Here is a 14371-nt window from a genome sequence, read left to right as displayed (position 1 = left end):
GTGTTGGATGGTGCGGAGAGAACCGCGGATTAAAACGAACGCTGCGCAATGGGGTGCGCGAGCGGTAAGAGGCGAGCGATGCGTCGGGGAAGCCGGTTGGGTCGATGCGCGACAACCGATCCGGTCGTGTGCTTCGTCATGTGTACCTACCCCGTCGAAGTTCGCTGCGCTTGATCGCGACGCCCGGACCGCCCGGCCTGGCGCGTCGCCCTGAGAACGCTGTCCGCCGGCATGGCCCGCCGGCCGGTGCCGCTCGGGTTTCCCCTGCGACACACACTATATCTAGTACGGAACCGCTCAACTGGCACCAAGTATAGTGGACATTCGGACGAGGTCAAAACGGATAATTTGCGACGGAGGTCTTGACATCGCTCGCGCGCAGACACGACAAGGCATTGGTCGGAGAAAAAACTTTCCCCGGTCAAAAAACCCTGCGCTCAGTGCTGACGGAAAGGAAAGTATTCGGCGGAAAAGCCGGCATCGCCTGCGAAGCGTTGCCAATCGAAATGCGGACCGGGGTCGGTTTTGCGGCCCGGCGCAACATCGGAATGGCCGGCCACCGCATCGATCGGGTAGCGCGCGGCGAGCGTGCGTGCGAGCACGCCGAGCGTCGCGTACTGCGCCGCGTCGAACGGCACGTCGTCCGCGCCTTCGAGCTCGATGCCGATCGAGAAGTCGTTGCAACGCGGCCGGCCGAAGAACTCGGACGCGCCCGCGTGCCATGCGCGCTCGTCGCACGACACGAACTGCACGAGCTCGCCGTCGCGACGGATCAGGAAGTGCGCGGACACGCGCACGTCGCGCAGGTGGCTCTGGTAATAGGGGTGCGCATCGCAATCGAGACAATTCAGGAACAGCGCCTCGATTGCATCGCCGCCGAACTCACCGGGCGGCAGGCTGATGTTGTGGACGATGACGAGCGTCGGCACCGCGCCCGTGGGCCGCGCCTCGAAATTCGGCGACGGCGCGTGGCGCGCTTCGCGCACCCAGCCATGTGCGTCGACCGACAGCAGTGCTGCGTCGCTCATCGGGCGTCGTGGCCGCTCGCGCGTGCGCCGTAGCGCTGCGCGTGCTCGGTGCTGCAGAAGTATTCGCCGCCCGCGGCGACGGCATCGCCCTTCGGCGCATGCACGCCGCATTCGGCACAGCGCACCATCGGTTCGGGCAGCGAGCGCGCGTCGTCGTTCGGGCGTGCCATCCCGGCGCCGCGACCGGGCGCGTCGTCGTAGCCGCCACCGCGGCCGGTGCGCGCCTGCGCGTGCTCCTGGGCCTGGCGCAGCTTGCGCGTGAGCCATGAACCGGCGAAGAAGAGAAGAATCAGGAGAAGAATCTGTCGCATCGGAAACCTGCGTTCAAACCACGGAGCGGTGCAGCAGCACCTCGAAAACGAACCGGCTGCCGACATACGCGAGCAGCAGCGCGGCAAACGACACGAGCATCCAGCGCGCGGCGCCGCGCCCGCGCCAGCCCGACGTCTTGTGAGCGACCAGCAGGCCGCCGAACATCAGCCACGACAGTACCGCGAACACGGTCTTGTGATCGAGCCGCAGCGCGCGTGCATCGACCTGCTCGCTGAACAGGATCCCCGACGCGAGCGTCAGCGTCAGCAGCACGAAGCCCGCGCCGATCAGGCGGAACAGCAGCTTCTCGAGCGTGAGCAGCGGCGGCAGCGTTTCGAGCCAGCTCGCGATCCAGCCGGTCGAGCCGTCGCGTCCGCCGCTCCTCAGCGACTGCAGGCGCCGCTCGACCATCAGCATCAGGACCGCGTGCAGCGCGGCGATCGCGAAGAGGCCGTATGCGATGTTCGCGATCAGGAAGTGCATCTTGAACAGCGGCGCCGCGGCATAAGGCAGCACCCGCACGCCGCCGAACACGAGCGGCAGAAGCGACGCGCCGCACGCGAGCGGCAACACGAGCAGGCGCAGGCTGTCGAGCGGGAAGAAGAAGCTCTCGATCCAGTAGATGCCGGCGCCGAGCCAGAACATCGCGGACAGCGCGAACGCGAAACCGAAGATCATCGCGTCGTGCGGAAAAATCGTCATGTGCAACAACACGCCGTGCGCGACGAGCGCCGCGAACAGCAGCGCGCGGCCGGCTCCGCTCATCCCCGACGCGGCGGACGCCGGAACCGGCACGGCCGGCACGCTCGCGACGAGCGGCGCCGCGCCCTGACGGTGCGTGCGCCAGCCTGCGACGGCGAGGCCGCCGTACAGGAATGCGGTGAGGGCATACAGTACAATATCCATGTTCGAAGTTTACACTAGGCCCCCTTCCCGCGACGGCTCCCTTTGTTCGGTTCCGTTGCGCCTTCGGGCCCCACTGTCCATCGCTCCCCATGCTCGACAATCTCACTCAACGGATGGCGCGCGTCGTCAAGACGCTGCGCGGCGAGGCCCGGCTCACCGAGGCGAACACCCAGGAGATGCTCCGCGAGGTGCGTCTCGCGCTGCTGGAGGCCGACGTCGCGCTGCCCGTCGTCCGCGAATTCATCGCCAAGGTCAAGGAAAAGGCGCTCGGCGAGGAAGTGATCAGCAGCCTGTCGCCGGGTCAGGCGCTGGTCGGCGTGGTCCAGAAGGAACTGACCGCCGTGATCGGCGGCGACTACGAAGGCAAGGCCGCCGAGCTGAACCTCGCGGTCACGCCGCCCGCCGTGATCCTGATGGCCGGCCTGCAGGGCGCCGGCAAGACCACGACCGCCGGCAAGCTCGCGAAGCTGCTGCGCGAGAAGTACAAGAAGAAGGTGCTGACGGTGTCGTGCGACGTGTATCGCCCGGCCGCCATCATGCAGCTGAAAACGGTGAGCGAACAGGTCGGCGCCGATTTCTTCCCGTCGACTCCCGACCAGAAGCCGGTCGACATCGCGCTCGCGGCAGTCGACTGGGCGAAGCGCCACTACCATGACGTGCTGATCGTCGACACGGCCGGCCGCCTCGGCATCGACGAGGCGATGATGCAGGAAATCGCCGCGCTGCACGGCACGCTGAAGCCGGCCGAGACGCTGTTCGTCGTCGACGCGATGCTCGGCCAGGACGCGGTCAACACCGCGAAGGCGTTCAACGACACGCTGCCGCTCACCGGCGTCGTGCTGACCAAGCTCGACGGCGATTCGCGCGGCGGTGCCGCGCTGTCGGTGCGCCACATCACGGGCAAGCCGATCAAGTTCGTCGGCGTCGCCGAAAAGCTCGACGGCCTCGAGGTGTTCCACCCGGATCGGATGGCGAACCGGATCCTCGGCATGGGCGACATCCTCGCGCTCGTCGAGGAAGCCCAGCGCGGCGTCGACGTGCAGGCCGCGCAGAAGCTCGCCGACAAGGTCAAGAAAGGCGGCGACTTCGACCTGAACGATTTCCGCGCGCAGATCTCGCAGATGAAGAACATGGGCGGCCTGTCGTCGCTGATGGACAAGCTGCCCGCGCAATTCCAGCAGGCCGCGGCCGGCGCCGACATGGGCCAGGCCGAGAAGTCGATCCGCCGGATGGAAGGGATCATCAGCTCGATGACGCCCGCCGAGCGCGCCAAACCCGAAATCATCAAGGCAACGCGCAAGCGCCGCATTGCAGCCGGCGCGGGCGTGCCGGTGCAGGAAGTCAACCGGATGCTGAACCAGTACGACCAGATGCGTACGATGATGAAGAAGCTGAAGGGCGGCAACATGCAGAAGATGATGCGCGGCCTGAAGGGCATGATGCCCGGCATGCGCTGATTCCGCCCGTCGGCCGGCGCGCGGGTTTTTGCCGTAGCGCGCGCCGGCCGTTCTGCTTCATTCTTATTTGTATACCGACTGCCCGCCAGAACACATGAACCGCGAAGAAGCCCTCCACATTTTCGACCACTCCGAAGAGATCGTCTCGGCCGATGCCGTCAACGCATCGATCGCCCGGATGGCCGACGCGATCCGCGCCGAGATCGGCGATGCGTTCCCGCTCGTTCTCTCGGTGATGGGCGGCGCCGCGGTGTTTACCGGGATGCTGCTGCCGCATCTCGATTTCCCGCTGGAATTCGACTACATCCACCTGACCCGCTACCGCAACACGACGCAGGGCAGCCCGGAGATGCACTGGCGCGTCGCGCCGCGCGAATCGGTGAAGGACAGGATCGTGCTCGTGCTCGACGACATCCTCGACGAAGGCGAGACGATGGCCGCGATCCGCGACCGCATTCTCGACATGGGTGCGAAGCGCTTCATGTCCGCCGTGCTGTGCGAGAAGACGCTCACGAAGGCGAAACCGCTGCATCCCGACTTCTGCGGCTTCTCGGTGCCGGACCGCTACGTGTTCGGCTGCGGGATGGATGCAAAGGGCTACTGGCGCAACCTGCCGACGATCCGCGCGCTGACCACGAACGTCTGACTGTCCTGCCCGCCATAAGGAAAAGCGGCGCTCCGGTTTCCCGGAGCGCCGCTTTTTTTCGTCGGCCGCGCCGCCCGCGCTACAACTGGTGCACGAACGCCCGAATGCCGGCCAGCAACATCTCGACCGAGATCGCGACCAGCACGAGGCCCATCAGCCGCTCGAACGCGGCTACGGTACGCTCGCCGAGCCACTGCTGGATCCGTTCGGCCAGCACCAGCGTGATCGCGCAGACGATCATCGTGACCGTCAGCGCGCCGACCCACTCGAACATCTTGCCCGGCGCCTGCGACGTCAGCAGCATCACCGTCGCAAGCGCGGACGGCCCGGCGAGCGCGGGAATCGCGAGCGGCACGATGAACGGCTCGCCCCCGGCGCGAGGATCGCTGCCGAGCGCCCCGTCCGGATGCGGGAAGATCATCCGCAGCGCGATCAGGAACAGCACGATCCCGCCGCCGAGCCGCAGCGACAGGTCGGTGAGGCTCATCATCCGCAGGAAGCGGTCGCCGACCACCATGAAGAACAGCAGGATCACGAACGCGATCCCCACTTCACGCAGGATCAGCTTCACGCGCCTCTCGCGCGGCACGTCCCGCATCGCCGTGATGAACAGCGGGATGTTGCCGAGCGGATCCGTGATCAGCACGAGGAGCACGGTGGCCGACAGGAAGGTGTATTCCACCGTGTCCTCCGGTCGAAGCGCTTAGTGCGCGAGCGCGGCGCGGATCTTCTCCGTCACCGTCGCCGCGGCCGCGTCGGCCGGCAGCAGCGTCGCCTCGGCGTCGCGGCGGCCCTGGTACTCGATCTTGCCTTCCTTAAGGCCGCGCTCGCCGATCACCAGGCGATGCGGCACGCCGATCAGCTCCCAGTCGGCGAACATCACGCCCGGGCGCTCGCCGCGATCGTCGAGGATCACGTCGATGCCGGCCGCGGCCAGTTCCGCGTACAGCTTGTCGGCGGCCTCGCGGACCATCTCGCTGCGGTCATAGCCCATCGGGCACAGCACGACCTCGAACGGCGCGATCGACTCGGGCCAGATGATGCCGCGGTCGTCGAAGTTCTGCTCGATCGCCGCGCCGAGAATGCGCGTGACACCAACGCCGTAGCAGCCCATCAGCATCGGCTGCGGCTTGCCCGACTCGTCGAGGAACGTCGCGCCCATCGCTTCCGAGTACTTGGTGCCGAGCTGGAACACGTGGCCGACTTCGATGCCGCGGCAGATGTCGATCTCACCCTTGCCGTCCGGCGACGGATCGCCCTTCTTCACGTTGCGCACGTCGGCAACTTCCGGCTCCGGCAGGTCACGGCCCCAGTTCACGCCCGCGATGTGATAGTCGACCTCGTTCGCGCCGACGACGAAGTCGCTCATGTTCGCGACCGTGCGGTCGGCGATCACTTTCACCGGCTTCTTCGTGCCGACCGGGCCGAGATAGCCCGGCGGCGTGCCGAACCACTCAACGATTTCCTGCTCGGTCGCGAAGCGGTGGTTCTTCAGGCCCGGCAGTTTCGACACCTTGATCTCGTTCAGGTCGTGGTCGCCGCGCAGCATCACGAGCCAGATGGTTGGCTCGGCGCCTTCGTTGTCGGTCGCGAGCACGATCGACTTGATCGTGCGCTCGAGCGGGATCGCCAGCAGTTCGGCGACGGCTTCGCACTTCGCCTTGCCGGGCGTCGCCACCTTCTCCATCGCTTCGGCCGGCGCCGCGCGCTTCGACGTCAGCGGCAGCGCTTCGGCCGCTTCGATGTTCGCCGCGAAATCGGACGTCGGGCAGTAGGCGATCGCGTCCTCGCCGGTATCGGCGATCACGTGGAACTCGTGCGAGAAGTTGCCGCCGATCGAGCCGCTGTCGGCCGCGACCGCACGGAACTCGAGGCCGAGGCGCGTGAAGATGCGCACGTATGCGTCATACATCTTGCGATACGACTCGTTCAGGCCCGCCGCGTCCTTGTCGAACGAATACGCGTCCTTCATGATGAATTCGCGGCCACGCATCACGCCGAAGCGCGGACGGATCTCGTCGCGGAACTTCGTCTGGATCTGGTAGAAGTTCACCGGCATCTGCCGATAGCTCTTGATCTGGTTGCGGGCGATGTCGGTGACGACTTCCTCGTGCGTCGGCCCGATCACGAAGTCGTTGTCCTTGCGGTCCTTGAAGCGCAGCAGCTCCGGGCCATACTGTTCCCAGCGGCCCGATTCCTGCCACAGCTCGGCCGGTTGCACGGCCGGCATCAGCAGCTCGATGGCGCCTGCCCGGTTCATTTCCTCGCGCACGATCGCCTCGACCTTGCGAATCGAACGCAGCCCGACCGGCAGGTAGTTGTAGATGCCGCCGGCGACGCGACGGATCATGCCGGCGCGCACCATCAGCTTGTGGCTGACGATCTCTGCGTCGGCCGGTGCCTCTTTGAGGGTGCCGATAAAGAAACGGGAAGCTTTCATGCGGACGGTTCCAAATACGGCGCCCCCAGGCGGGGCGCCCGAAAAAGTTTCAAGGTGAAAAAGCTGCGCGCGACGAACGACGATGGCGCAGATGACTTAGCAGACAAATCAGGGACAATTCAGCTGGTGCACCCCGCGCGGATTCGCTCCGTCACGGTGCGCAGCGCCCGTTATCTGTTTATAATCAAAGCAATTTTAAAGGATTCGAAGGTGGTTGTATGCTGGATCGTGAAGGCTTTCGCCCGAACGTCGGCATCATCCTCTTGAACGCGCGCAACGAGGTGTTTTGGGGCAAGCGGCTCCGCGAGCATTCCTGGCAGTTTCCTCAAGGTGGGATCAAGTACGGCGAGACCCCCATGCAGGCGATGTACCGGGAACTGCACGAGGAGACGGGCCTGCACCCGGAACACGTCAAGATAATCGGCCGCACTCGCGACTGGTTGCGTTACGAGGTGCCTGACAAGTTCATCAAACGCGAAGTACGCGGTCATTACCGCGGCCAGAAGCAGATCTGGTTCCTGCTGCGGATGGTCGGACGCGATTGCGACATTTGCTTGCGCGCGACCGATCACCCGGAGTTCGATGCGTGGCGCTGGAACGAGTATTGGGTGCCGCTCGATGCGGTGATCGAGTTCAAGCGGGATGTCTATCAGTTGGCGCTGACGGAACTGTCGCGCTTCCTGCGCCGCCCGGCGCAGCGAGCCGAAAAGCCGCGTGGGCCGCGTCCGTCGCGCTATCCGCGCGTCATCGGCGCGCAGGTCCAGCAGACGCTGACGATTGTCGACGCATCGGTAGTCTGTTCGGAGATCGAAGTGGAGGCGAGTACGCTCGACGAGTTGCCACCCCACGTGATCGTCGGCAAATGACGAGTCGGACTGCATGACCGGGCGCGACCTTGGTGTCGCGCCCTTTTTTTACGAGGAATGCATATTGAAAGCGATTGCTCTCGCGCTCGCATCGATTGTCGCGGCGGCCACGCTGGCCGGTTGCGCGAATTCGAAGACGCCGACCAACAAGGATGACAGCGAGTTCGTGTACCTGCTGGACCGCCAGGGCAACTGGAAGGAAAACCCGGTCGACACGCTGCCGCCGCTGCCGCAAGCGGGCGACCTGCTGCCGTTCAACGTGTCGCAGAACACGCCGCTCAAGTTCTCCGTCGATGCGAAGTCGCTCGCGGTCGGCACCGACGGCGTCGTGCGCTATGCAGTCGTCATCACGAGCCCGGCCGGCGCGCGCAACGTGAACTATGAAGGCATCCGCTGCGACACCTACGAATGGCGTCAGTATGCAGGCCTGAATTCGGATCACGACGGCTGGGACCGCACGGTCGAGAACGACTGGCGTCGCATCGAGAACGGCGAGCTGAATGCGTACCACTCGGCGCTGTATCAGGACTACTTCTGCTCGAACAAGATGCCGCAGGGCACGACCCAGCAGATTCTCGAGAACATCCGGTTCCATCGCACCGCGATGAGCCAGCTGCGCTGACGGCGTTTGCGCAGGCTGCCTGTCCGGCCCTGCCCCACCCGTCGCAATGAAAAAGCCCGCGTAATGCGGGCTTTTTCGTTGTCTCGCGACGTCTGGCCGACCGGCTACACGAGCACGAGGTTATCGCGGTGAATCAGCTCCGGCTCCAGCATGTAGCCGAGTACCGTCTCGATCTCGCCGCTCGGCTTGCGGTGAATCAGCTTCGTTTCCGCACTGCTGTAGTTCGTGAGGCCGCGCGCCACTTCACGCCCGTCGGGGCCGACGCACGCGATCACTTCGCCGCGTGCGAACGCGCCCTGCACGCCGATCACGCCAATCGGCAGCAGGCTCTTGCCGCCGGCCGTCAGCTTTTCGACCGCGCCCGCATCGATCACGACGTGCCCGCGTACCTGCAGGTGATCGGCCATCCATTGCTTGCGTGCGGCCATCCGCGCGGTGCGTGCGATCAGTTGCGTGCCGATCGCCTCGCCCGCTGCCAGCCGCACCAGCACGTCGGCTTCGCGTCCACTCGCGATCACGGTGTTCGCGCCACTGTGTGCCGCGCGCTTCGCCGCGAGGATCTTCGTCAGCATCCCGCCGCGACCGAGGCTCGAGCCTGCGCCGCCCGCCATCGCCTCGAGTTCCGGCGCGCCCGCACTGGCTTCCGCGACCAGCGTCGCGTTCGGATCCTTGCGCGGATCGGCGGTGAACAGCCCCGACTGGTCGGTCAGGATGATCAGCGCATCGCCTTCGATCAGGTTCGCGACGAGCGCGCCGAGCGTGTCGTTGTCGCCGAACTTGATTTCGTCGGTGACGACCGTATCGTTCTCGTTGATGATCGGCACGACGCCGAGCCGCAGCAGGGTGAGCAGCGTCGAGCGCGCATTCAGGTAGCGTTCGCGATCGGCCAGATCGGCGTGCGTCAGCAGAATCTGCGCGGTGCGGATATCGTGCTCGGTAAAGCGGCTTTCATAGACTTGCGCGAGCCCCATCTGGCCGACCGCGGCGGCGGCCTGCAGTTCGTCGATCTCGCGCGGACGCTTGCTCCAACCGAGCCGCTGCATCCCTTCCGCAATCGCGCCCGAACTGACGAGCACCACTTCCTTGCCCTGCGCGCGCAGCGCGGCGATCTGGGCCGCCCAGCGGCCGATCGCCGTATGATCGAGCCCCTTGCCGTCGTTGGTCACGAGGCTGGAGCCCACCTTCACCACCAATCGCTTCGAATCCGCGATGATCGAACGCATCGTGCGTTGTCTCCTGTATCTGATCGCGATTGAATTCCGGCACCGGACGCGACGCCCGGTGCGCTTCGGGCCCGCTCAGGCGTCGCCGCCCGGCGTCGCACCGCCATCGGCAGGCGGCGCATCGCGGAACCGCACGTCCGCGGCCAGATCTTCCTCTTCCGCCGCGCGATGCGCGTCCGAATGCTGGGCGAGGTAATCGTAGATCGCGTAGCACAGCGCTTCGCAGCCCTGGCCCGTGAGCGCCGAAATCTCGAACACCGGGCCGTCCCAGCCGAAACGGTCGAGGAAATCGGCGACGCGCGCCTCGCGCTCGTCTTCCGGCACCATGTCGAGCTTGTTGAGGACGAGCCAGCGCGGCTTCTCGTAAAGCGCCTCGTCGTACTTGCGCAGTTCGCCGACGATCGCGGTCGCTTCCGCGACCGGATCGACGCTTTCGTCGAACGGGGCCAAATCGACGAGATGCAGCAGCACGCCGGTGCGCTGCAGGTGTCGCAGGAACTGGTGGCCGAGGCCCGCGCCTTCGGCGGCGCCCTCGATCAGCCCCGGAATATCGGCGATCACGAAACTCTTGCTCGGGCCGACCCGCACGACGCCGAGGTTCGGCGCGAGCGTCGTGAACGGATAATCGGCGATCTTCGGCTTCGCGTTCGACACCGACGAGATGAAGGTCGACTTGCCGGCGTTCGGCATGCCGAGCAGCCCGACATCGGCAAGCACCTTCAGTTCGAGCCGCAGCATGCGTCGCTCGCCCGGCTTGCCGTCGGTTTTCTGGCGCGGTGCGCGATTCGTGCTCGACTTGAAATGCAGGTTGCCGAGACCGCCCGCGCCGCCCTTCGCGAGCATCACCTGCTGATCGTGCTCGGTCAGGTCGGCGATCAGTTCGCCCGTGTCCATGTCGGTCACGACCGTGCCGACCGGCATGCGCAGCGTGACGTCGTCACCGCCCTTGCCGTAGCAATCCGAGCCGCGACCGTTTTCGCCGTTGCGCGCCAGGTGCTTCTTCGCGTAACGGTAGTCGATCAGCGTGTTGATGTTGCGGTCGGCGATCGCGTAGACGTTGCCGCCCCGGCCGCCGTCGCCGCCGTCCGGCCCGCCGAACGGGACGAATTTCTCGCGGCGCATCGACGCGCTGCCATCGCCTCCGTCGCCGGCGATGACTTCGATTCGTGCTTCGTCAATGAACTTCATTCGTCACTCCGACCAGTATTTCCGCTATTGTGCCGCGCGCCGGCGCGCTTGAACAATCTGCCGTTCGGCCGATTGCCCGCCGTTTTGCGACAGCCGCCGGCGCGCACATGCGCGCGGCGGCCAAATAAAAAAAGGCCCCGCGAAGACTGCGGGGCCTTTCGGCTACGAAGCCCGTGGGTGCCTGAATTAGGCAGCCGCCGGGACGACGATGACCAGATGCTTCTTGTCCGCGCCCTTGGTCGCGAACTTGACGTGACCGTCGACCAGCGCGAACAGGGTGTGATCCTTGCCCATGCCGACGTTCTCGCCAGCGTGCATGCGCGTACCGCGCTGACGCACGATGATGCCGCCGGCGTTGATCGCCTGGCCGCCGTACACTTTCACGCCGAGACGTTTCGACTCGGAGTCGCGGCCGTTCCGGGAAGAGCCGCCTGCCTTTTTGTGTGCCATCTGATTGCTCCTTTACCGAGGCGCTTACGCGTTGATCGCGTCGATGCGCAGCTCAGTGTAGTTCTGGCGGTGGCCGCCATGCTTTTGGTAGTGCTTCCGGCGACGCATCTTGAAGATGGTGACCTTGGCATGACGACCGTGCGACACAACGGTGGCCTTGACGGAAGCCCCACTGACCAGCGGCGTACCGAACTGAATCGATTCGCCTTCGCCCACTGCGAGAACCTGGTCGAGCGTGATTTCAGCGTCAATGTCAGCCGGTATCTGTTCTACTTTGAGTTTTTCGCCAACGGCAACCTTGTACTGCTTGCCGCCGGTTTTTATGACCGCGTACATTGAGAACCTCACTCTGGATCCAATTTTTCCGCACACCACGCGCGGAAAACACGTGATTATACATGAGGTTAGCACCCGAGTCAAAGCCGATCCACGATTGCCGCGCGCAAGCCCTGGCCGGACGGCCAAAATCACGGGGCGGGCACGTCCGACAGACCGGGATATCTCGGATTCGACTTATAATCCGCGGCATCACCCATTTCGATCATCATGTCGTCGTCCACCGCCTCCCCCACCCTCAGCGCCGCCCACATGCTCGCCCCGATCGCCAGCGACATGGAGCAGGTCAATCGCGTTATCCGGCAAAGCCTCGCGTCCGACGTGCTGCTGATCAACCAGATCGCCGAGTACATCATCGGCGCGGGCGGCAAGCGGCTGCGTCCGGCCCTGCTGCTGCTCGTCGCCGGCGCGCTCGGCGAGACGTCGCATCAGCGGCACGTGCTGGCCGCCGTCGTCGAGTTCATCCACACGGCCACGCTGCTGCATGACGACGTCGTCGACGAATCCGAACTGCGGCGTGGTCGCCAGACGGCCAACGCGCTGTTCGGCAACGCGGCGAGCGTGCTGGTAGGCGACTACCTCTATTCGCGCTCGTTCGAGATGATGGTCGGCGTCGGCAAGATGCGCGTGATGGAAATCCTGTCGGAAGCGACGACGATCATTTCCGAAGGCGAAGTGCTGCAGCTTCTGAACATGCACGACGCGGACGTCGACGAGACCCGCTACATGCAGGTGATTCGCTACAAGACGGCTAAGCTGTTCGAGGCATCGGCCCGCCTCGGTGCGGTGCTCGCCGGCGCCGATGCGCCGACCGAAGCGGCCGCGGCCGAATACGGCCGCCGGATCGGCACCGCGTTCCAGATCATGGACGACTGGCTCGACTACGCGGGCACGGCCGAAGCGATGGGCAAGAATGCCGGCGACGACCTGCGCGAAGGCAAGCCGACGCTGCCGCTCATCTATCTGATCGAGCGCGGCACGCCCGAACAGTCGGCGCTCGCACGCGAGGCGATCGAGCAAGGCGGCACCGATCGCTTCGACACGATCTTCGACGCGATCACGCGTTCCGGCGCGCTCGACCATACGCTCGAATGTGCACGTCAGGAAGCACAGGCCGCTGCTGCCGCGATCACCGCGTTCCCGGATTCGATCTACAAGGAAAGCCTGCTCGCGTTGTGCGCGTACTCGACGTCGCGGCAGTCGTAAACGCGCCGCGAACGAAAGGCGATACCTTGTCTCGAAAAATTTCTTCATCAAGGTATTCCCTTTTCGAAAAAACATCGTTATAGTTACGTTCTTGCTTGTGACGACGCAGCGATCTTCACCAAGACGGCGAAGTCGGAAGAGCAAGAAATCGGGGTGTAGCTTAGCCTGGTAGAGCGCTACGTTCGGGACGTAGAGGCCGGAGGTTCGAATCCTCTCACCCCGACCAGATTTGAAAAAACCGTGCACCGTGTGCACGGTTTTTTTTTGCCTTCTTTTGCCCGATCGCGCGAGCCCGCGTGCCGCGCGCGACACATCCCGGCCGCCGGCCTCTGCTATATTCCCTTCATCCCTGTCCTTCACTGCCCTTCTGACGCGTGGACCAAATTCCCTTATGGGCGCAAATCGGCGCCGTCTTCCTGCTTCTCCTCTGCTCCAGCTTCTTTTCCATTTCCGAGACCGCGATGATGGCGCTCAACCGCCATCGGCTGAAACATCTCGCCGGTCAGGGCGTGCTCGGCGCGAAAACCACGCAGGGTCTCCTCACGCGCACCGATCTGCTGCTCAGCGTGATCCTGATCGGCAACAACCTGTTCAATACGATCATCCCGGTCCTGACGACGTCGCTCGCACTGCACACGTTCGGCCGTAACAACCTCGCGCTGTCGATCGCGACCGGCATCGTCGCGTTCCTGATCATCGTGTTCGCGGAAATCGCGCCGAAGATCGTCGGCGCGACCTTTCCCGAGCGCATCGCGCTGCCCGCCAGTCTCGTGATCGCGCCGCTGATGCGCGTGTTCAAGCCGGTCGTCTGGTTCGTCAACGCGCTCGCGAACGGTGTGCTCTGGGTGCTGCGCATCAATACGAAGAAGGGCCGCGACCAGCGGATGTCGGCCGACGAGCTGCGCGCGATCGTGCTCGAGTCGAGCAGCTTCATGCCGACCAAGCACCGCAGCATCCTGCTCAACCTGTTCGACCTCGAGAACATCACGGTCGACGACGTGATGGTGCCGCGTCGGCAGATCGAGTCGCTCAACTTCTACGCGCCGCTCGACGACATCCTGCATCAGCTCGAGACCTGCTATCACAACCGCCTGGTCGTCTACGAAGGCGACATCGACAAGGTGCTCGGCGTGCTGCACGTCCGCAAGACGCTCACCGCGCTGCACAACCAGGATTTCGACCGCGAAACGTTGCGCACGCTGCTTGCCGAGCCGTACTACGTGCCGTCGGGCACGCCGGTCGTCCAGCAGCTCCAGTATTTCCAGGAAAGCCGGCAGCGGACCGCGCTCGTCGTCAACGAGTACGGCGAACTCGAGGGGCTCGTCACGCCCGAGGACATCATCGAGGAGCTGATCGGCGAATTCACGACGTCGATGCCGCGCGGCGAACGCGCGGGCGGCTGGGACGCGAAAGGCGAATGCATCGTCGCCGCCAGCACGCCGCTACGAGAACTGAACCGCTGGCTGCACCTGCAACTGCCAACCGACGGACCGAAGACGCTGAACGGCCTGATCCTCGAAATCCTCGAGGAAATTCCCGAAGGCGACGTGTGCCTGAAAATCCGCGACGTGATGCTCGAGGTCATGCGCAGCGACGACCAGGCCGTACGTACCGTCAAGCTCTTCAAACCGCGCAGCACGCGCGCACGCGCCGCGCGCTGACCGAACGGCCGACTGTCGGCGCCGCTCGCG

15 protein-coding genes and 1 tRNA gene are annotated in these 14371 nt (G+C 64.9%); 7 read left to right on the top strand and 9 right to left on the bottom strand.

Annotation, left to right across the window (positions count from 1 at the left end; genetic code table 11):
* Nucleotides 1-437: 437 nt before the first annotated feature.
* Genes ampD through DIE06_RS22375 form a run of 3 tightly spaced genes read right to left on the bottom strand, consistent with a single transcriptional unit; the run spans nucleotide 438 to nucleotide 2246 of the window.
* Nucleotides 438-1028 carry a 1,6-anhydro-N-acetylmuramyl-L-alanine amidase AmpD gene (gene ampD / locus DIE06_RS22385; RefSeq protein ID WP_124663215.1) on the bottom strand — a complete coding sequence of 197 codons (591 nt, stop codon included), beginning with the start codon at nucleotides 1026-1028 and terminating at the stop codon, nucleotides 438-440.
* A complete protein-coding gene (locus DIE06_RS22380; protein WP_124663214.1) occupies nucleotides 1025-1339 on the bottom strand; it encodes a PP0621 family protein in 315 nt (104 codons plus the stop codon). The genes ampD and DIE06_RS22380 overlap by 4 nt, the downstream gene beginning before the upstream one ends.
* A gap of 13 nt (nucleotides 1340-1352) precedes the next feature.
* A complete protein-coding gene (locus DIE06_RS22375; RefSeq protein ID WP_124663213.1) occupies nucleotides 1353-2246 on the bottom strand; it encodes an inner membrane protein YpjD in 894 nt (297 codons plus the stop codon).
* 89 nt (nucleotides 2247-2335) lie between these two features.
* Between DIE06_RS22375 and ffh the strand changes: the two genes are divergently transcribed.
* Both ffh and DIE06_RS22365 read left to right on the top strand, forming a co-directional pair.
* Nucleotides 2336-3703, top strand: coding sequence for a signal recognition particle protein (gene ffh, locus DIE06_RS22370; RefSeq protein WP_039317379.1), 1368 nt, complete (start codon nucleotides 2336-2338; stop codon nucleotides 3701-3703).
* 94 nt (nucleotides 3704-3797) lie between these two features.
* Nucleotides 3798-4349: a hypoxanthine-guanine phosphoribosyltransferase gene (locus tag DIE06_RS22365; protein WP_124663212.1), complete on the top strand. Its 552-nt coding sequence runs from the start codon at nucleotides 3798-3800 to the stop codon at nucleotides 4347-4349.
* A 79-nt stretch (nucleotides 4350-4428) separates the two neighbouring features.
* Here the strand turns inward: DIE06_RS22365 and DIE06_RS22360 are convergent, their stop codons facing one another.
* Nucleotides 4429-5031 carry a MarC family protein gene (locus DIE06_RS22360; protein WP_012363042.1) on the bottom strand — a complete coding sequence of 201 codons (603 nt, stop codon included), beginning with the start codon at nucleotides 5029-5031 and terminating at the stop codon, nucleotides 4429-4431.
* Nucleotides 5032-5052: 21 nt separating this feature from the next.
* Complete coding sequence (locus DIE06_RS22355) at nucleotides 5053-6789, bottom strand: proline--tRNA ligase (protein ID WP_124663211.1); 1737 nt, start codon at nucleotides 6787-6789, stop codon at nucleotides 5053-5055.
* Between the two features lie 218 nt (nucleotides 6790-7007).
* Here DIE06_RS22355 and DIE06_RS22345 point away from each other — a divergent pair, with 218 nt between their 5' ends.
* Both DIE06_RS22345 and DIE06_RS22340 read left to right on the top strand, forming a co-directional pair.
* A complete protein-coding gene (locus DIE06_RS22345) occupies nucleotides 7008-7655 on the top strand; it encodes an RNA pyrophosphohydrolase (protein ID WP_124663209.1) in 648 nt (215 codons plus the stop codon).
* A 13-nt stretch (nucleotides 7656-7668) separates the two neighbouring features.
* A complete protein-coding gene (locus DIE06_RS22340; RefSeq protein ID WP_124663208.1) occupies nucleotides 7669-8277 on the top strand; it encodes a CNP1-like family protein in 609 nt (202 codons plus the stop codon).
* A gap of 104 nt (nucleotides 8278-8381) precedes the next feature.
* On the opposite strand, the gene proB is transcribed toward DIE06_RS22340, so the two are convergent.
* The 4 genes from proB to rplU all read right to left on the bottom strand — a co-directional run bounded on the left by proB (nucleotide 8382) and on the right by rplU (nucleotide 11474).
* Nucleotides 8382-9500, bottom strand: coding sequence for a glutamate 5-kinase (proB, locus tag DIE06_RS22335; protein WP_124663207.1), 1119 nt, complete (start codon nucleotides 9498-9500; stop codon nucleotides 8382-8384).
* 75 nt (nucleotides 9501-9575) lie between these two features.
* Nucleotides 9576-10688 (bottom strand): Obg family GTPase CgtA, encoded by a 1113-nt coding sequence (cgtA, locus tag DIE06_RS22330; RefSeq protein ID WP_124663206.1) that lies wholly within the window; start codon nucleotides 10686-10688, stop codon nucleotides 9576-9578.
* 186 nt (nucleotides 10689-10874) lie between these two features.
* Nucleotides 10875-11138, bottom strand: a complete 264-nt coding sequence (gene rpmA / locus DIE06_RS22325; protein WP_006476999.1) for a 50S ribosomal protein L27 — start codon at nucleotides 11136-11138, stop codon at nucleotides 10875-10877.
* 24 nt (nucleotides 11139-11162) lie between these two features.
* Nucleotides 11163-11474 carry a 50S ribosomal protein L21 gene (gene rplU, locus DIE06_RS22320; RefSeq protein ID WP_004194344.1) on the bottom strand — a complete coding sequence of 104 codons (312 nt, stop codon included), beginning with the start codon at nucleotides 11472-11474 and terminating at the stop codon, nucleotides 11163-11165.
* A gap of 210 nt (nucleotides 11475-11684) precedes the next feature.
* Here rplU and DIE06_RS22315 point away from each other — a divergent pair, with 210 nt between their 5' ends.
* The 3 genes from DIE06_RS22315 (at nucleotide 11685) to DIE06_RS22305 (ending at nucleotide 14341) form a co-directional block, all read left to right on the top strand.
* Nucleotides 11685-12680: a polyprenyl synthetase family protein gene (locus DIE06_RS22315; RefSeq protein WP_124663205.1), complete on the top strand. Its 996-nt coding sequence runs from the start codon at nucleotides 11685-11687 to the stop codon at nucleotides 12678-12680.
* A gap of 149 nt (nucleotides 12681-12829) precedes the next feature.
* Nucleotides 12830-12906, top strand: a tRNA-Pro gene (locus DIE06_RS22310).
* Nucleotides 12907-13054: 148 nt separating this feature from the next.
* A complete protein-coding gene (locus DIE06_RS22305; RefSeq protein ID WP_124663204.1) occupies nucleotides 13055-14341 on the top strand; it encodes an HlyC/CorC family transporter in 1287 nt (428 codons plus the stop codon).
* Nucleotides 14342-14371 lie beyond the last annotated feature (30 nt).

The organism is Burkholderia sp. Bp8998 (genome assembly GCF_003854235.1).
In the GTDB taxonomy this organism is placed as follows: domain Bacteria; phylum Pseudomonadota; class Gammaproteobacteria; order Burkholderiales; family Burkholderiaceae; genus Burkholderia.
The sequence above is the reverse complement of the archived record's forward strand: the minus strand, read 5'-3'. Positions and strand labels throughout refer to the sequence as shown.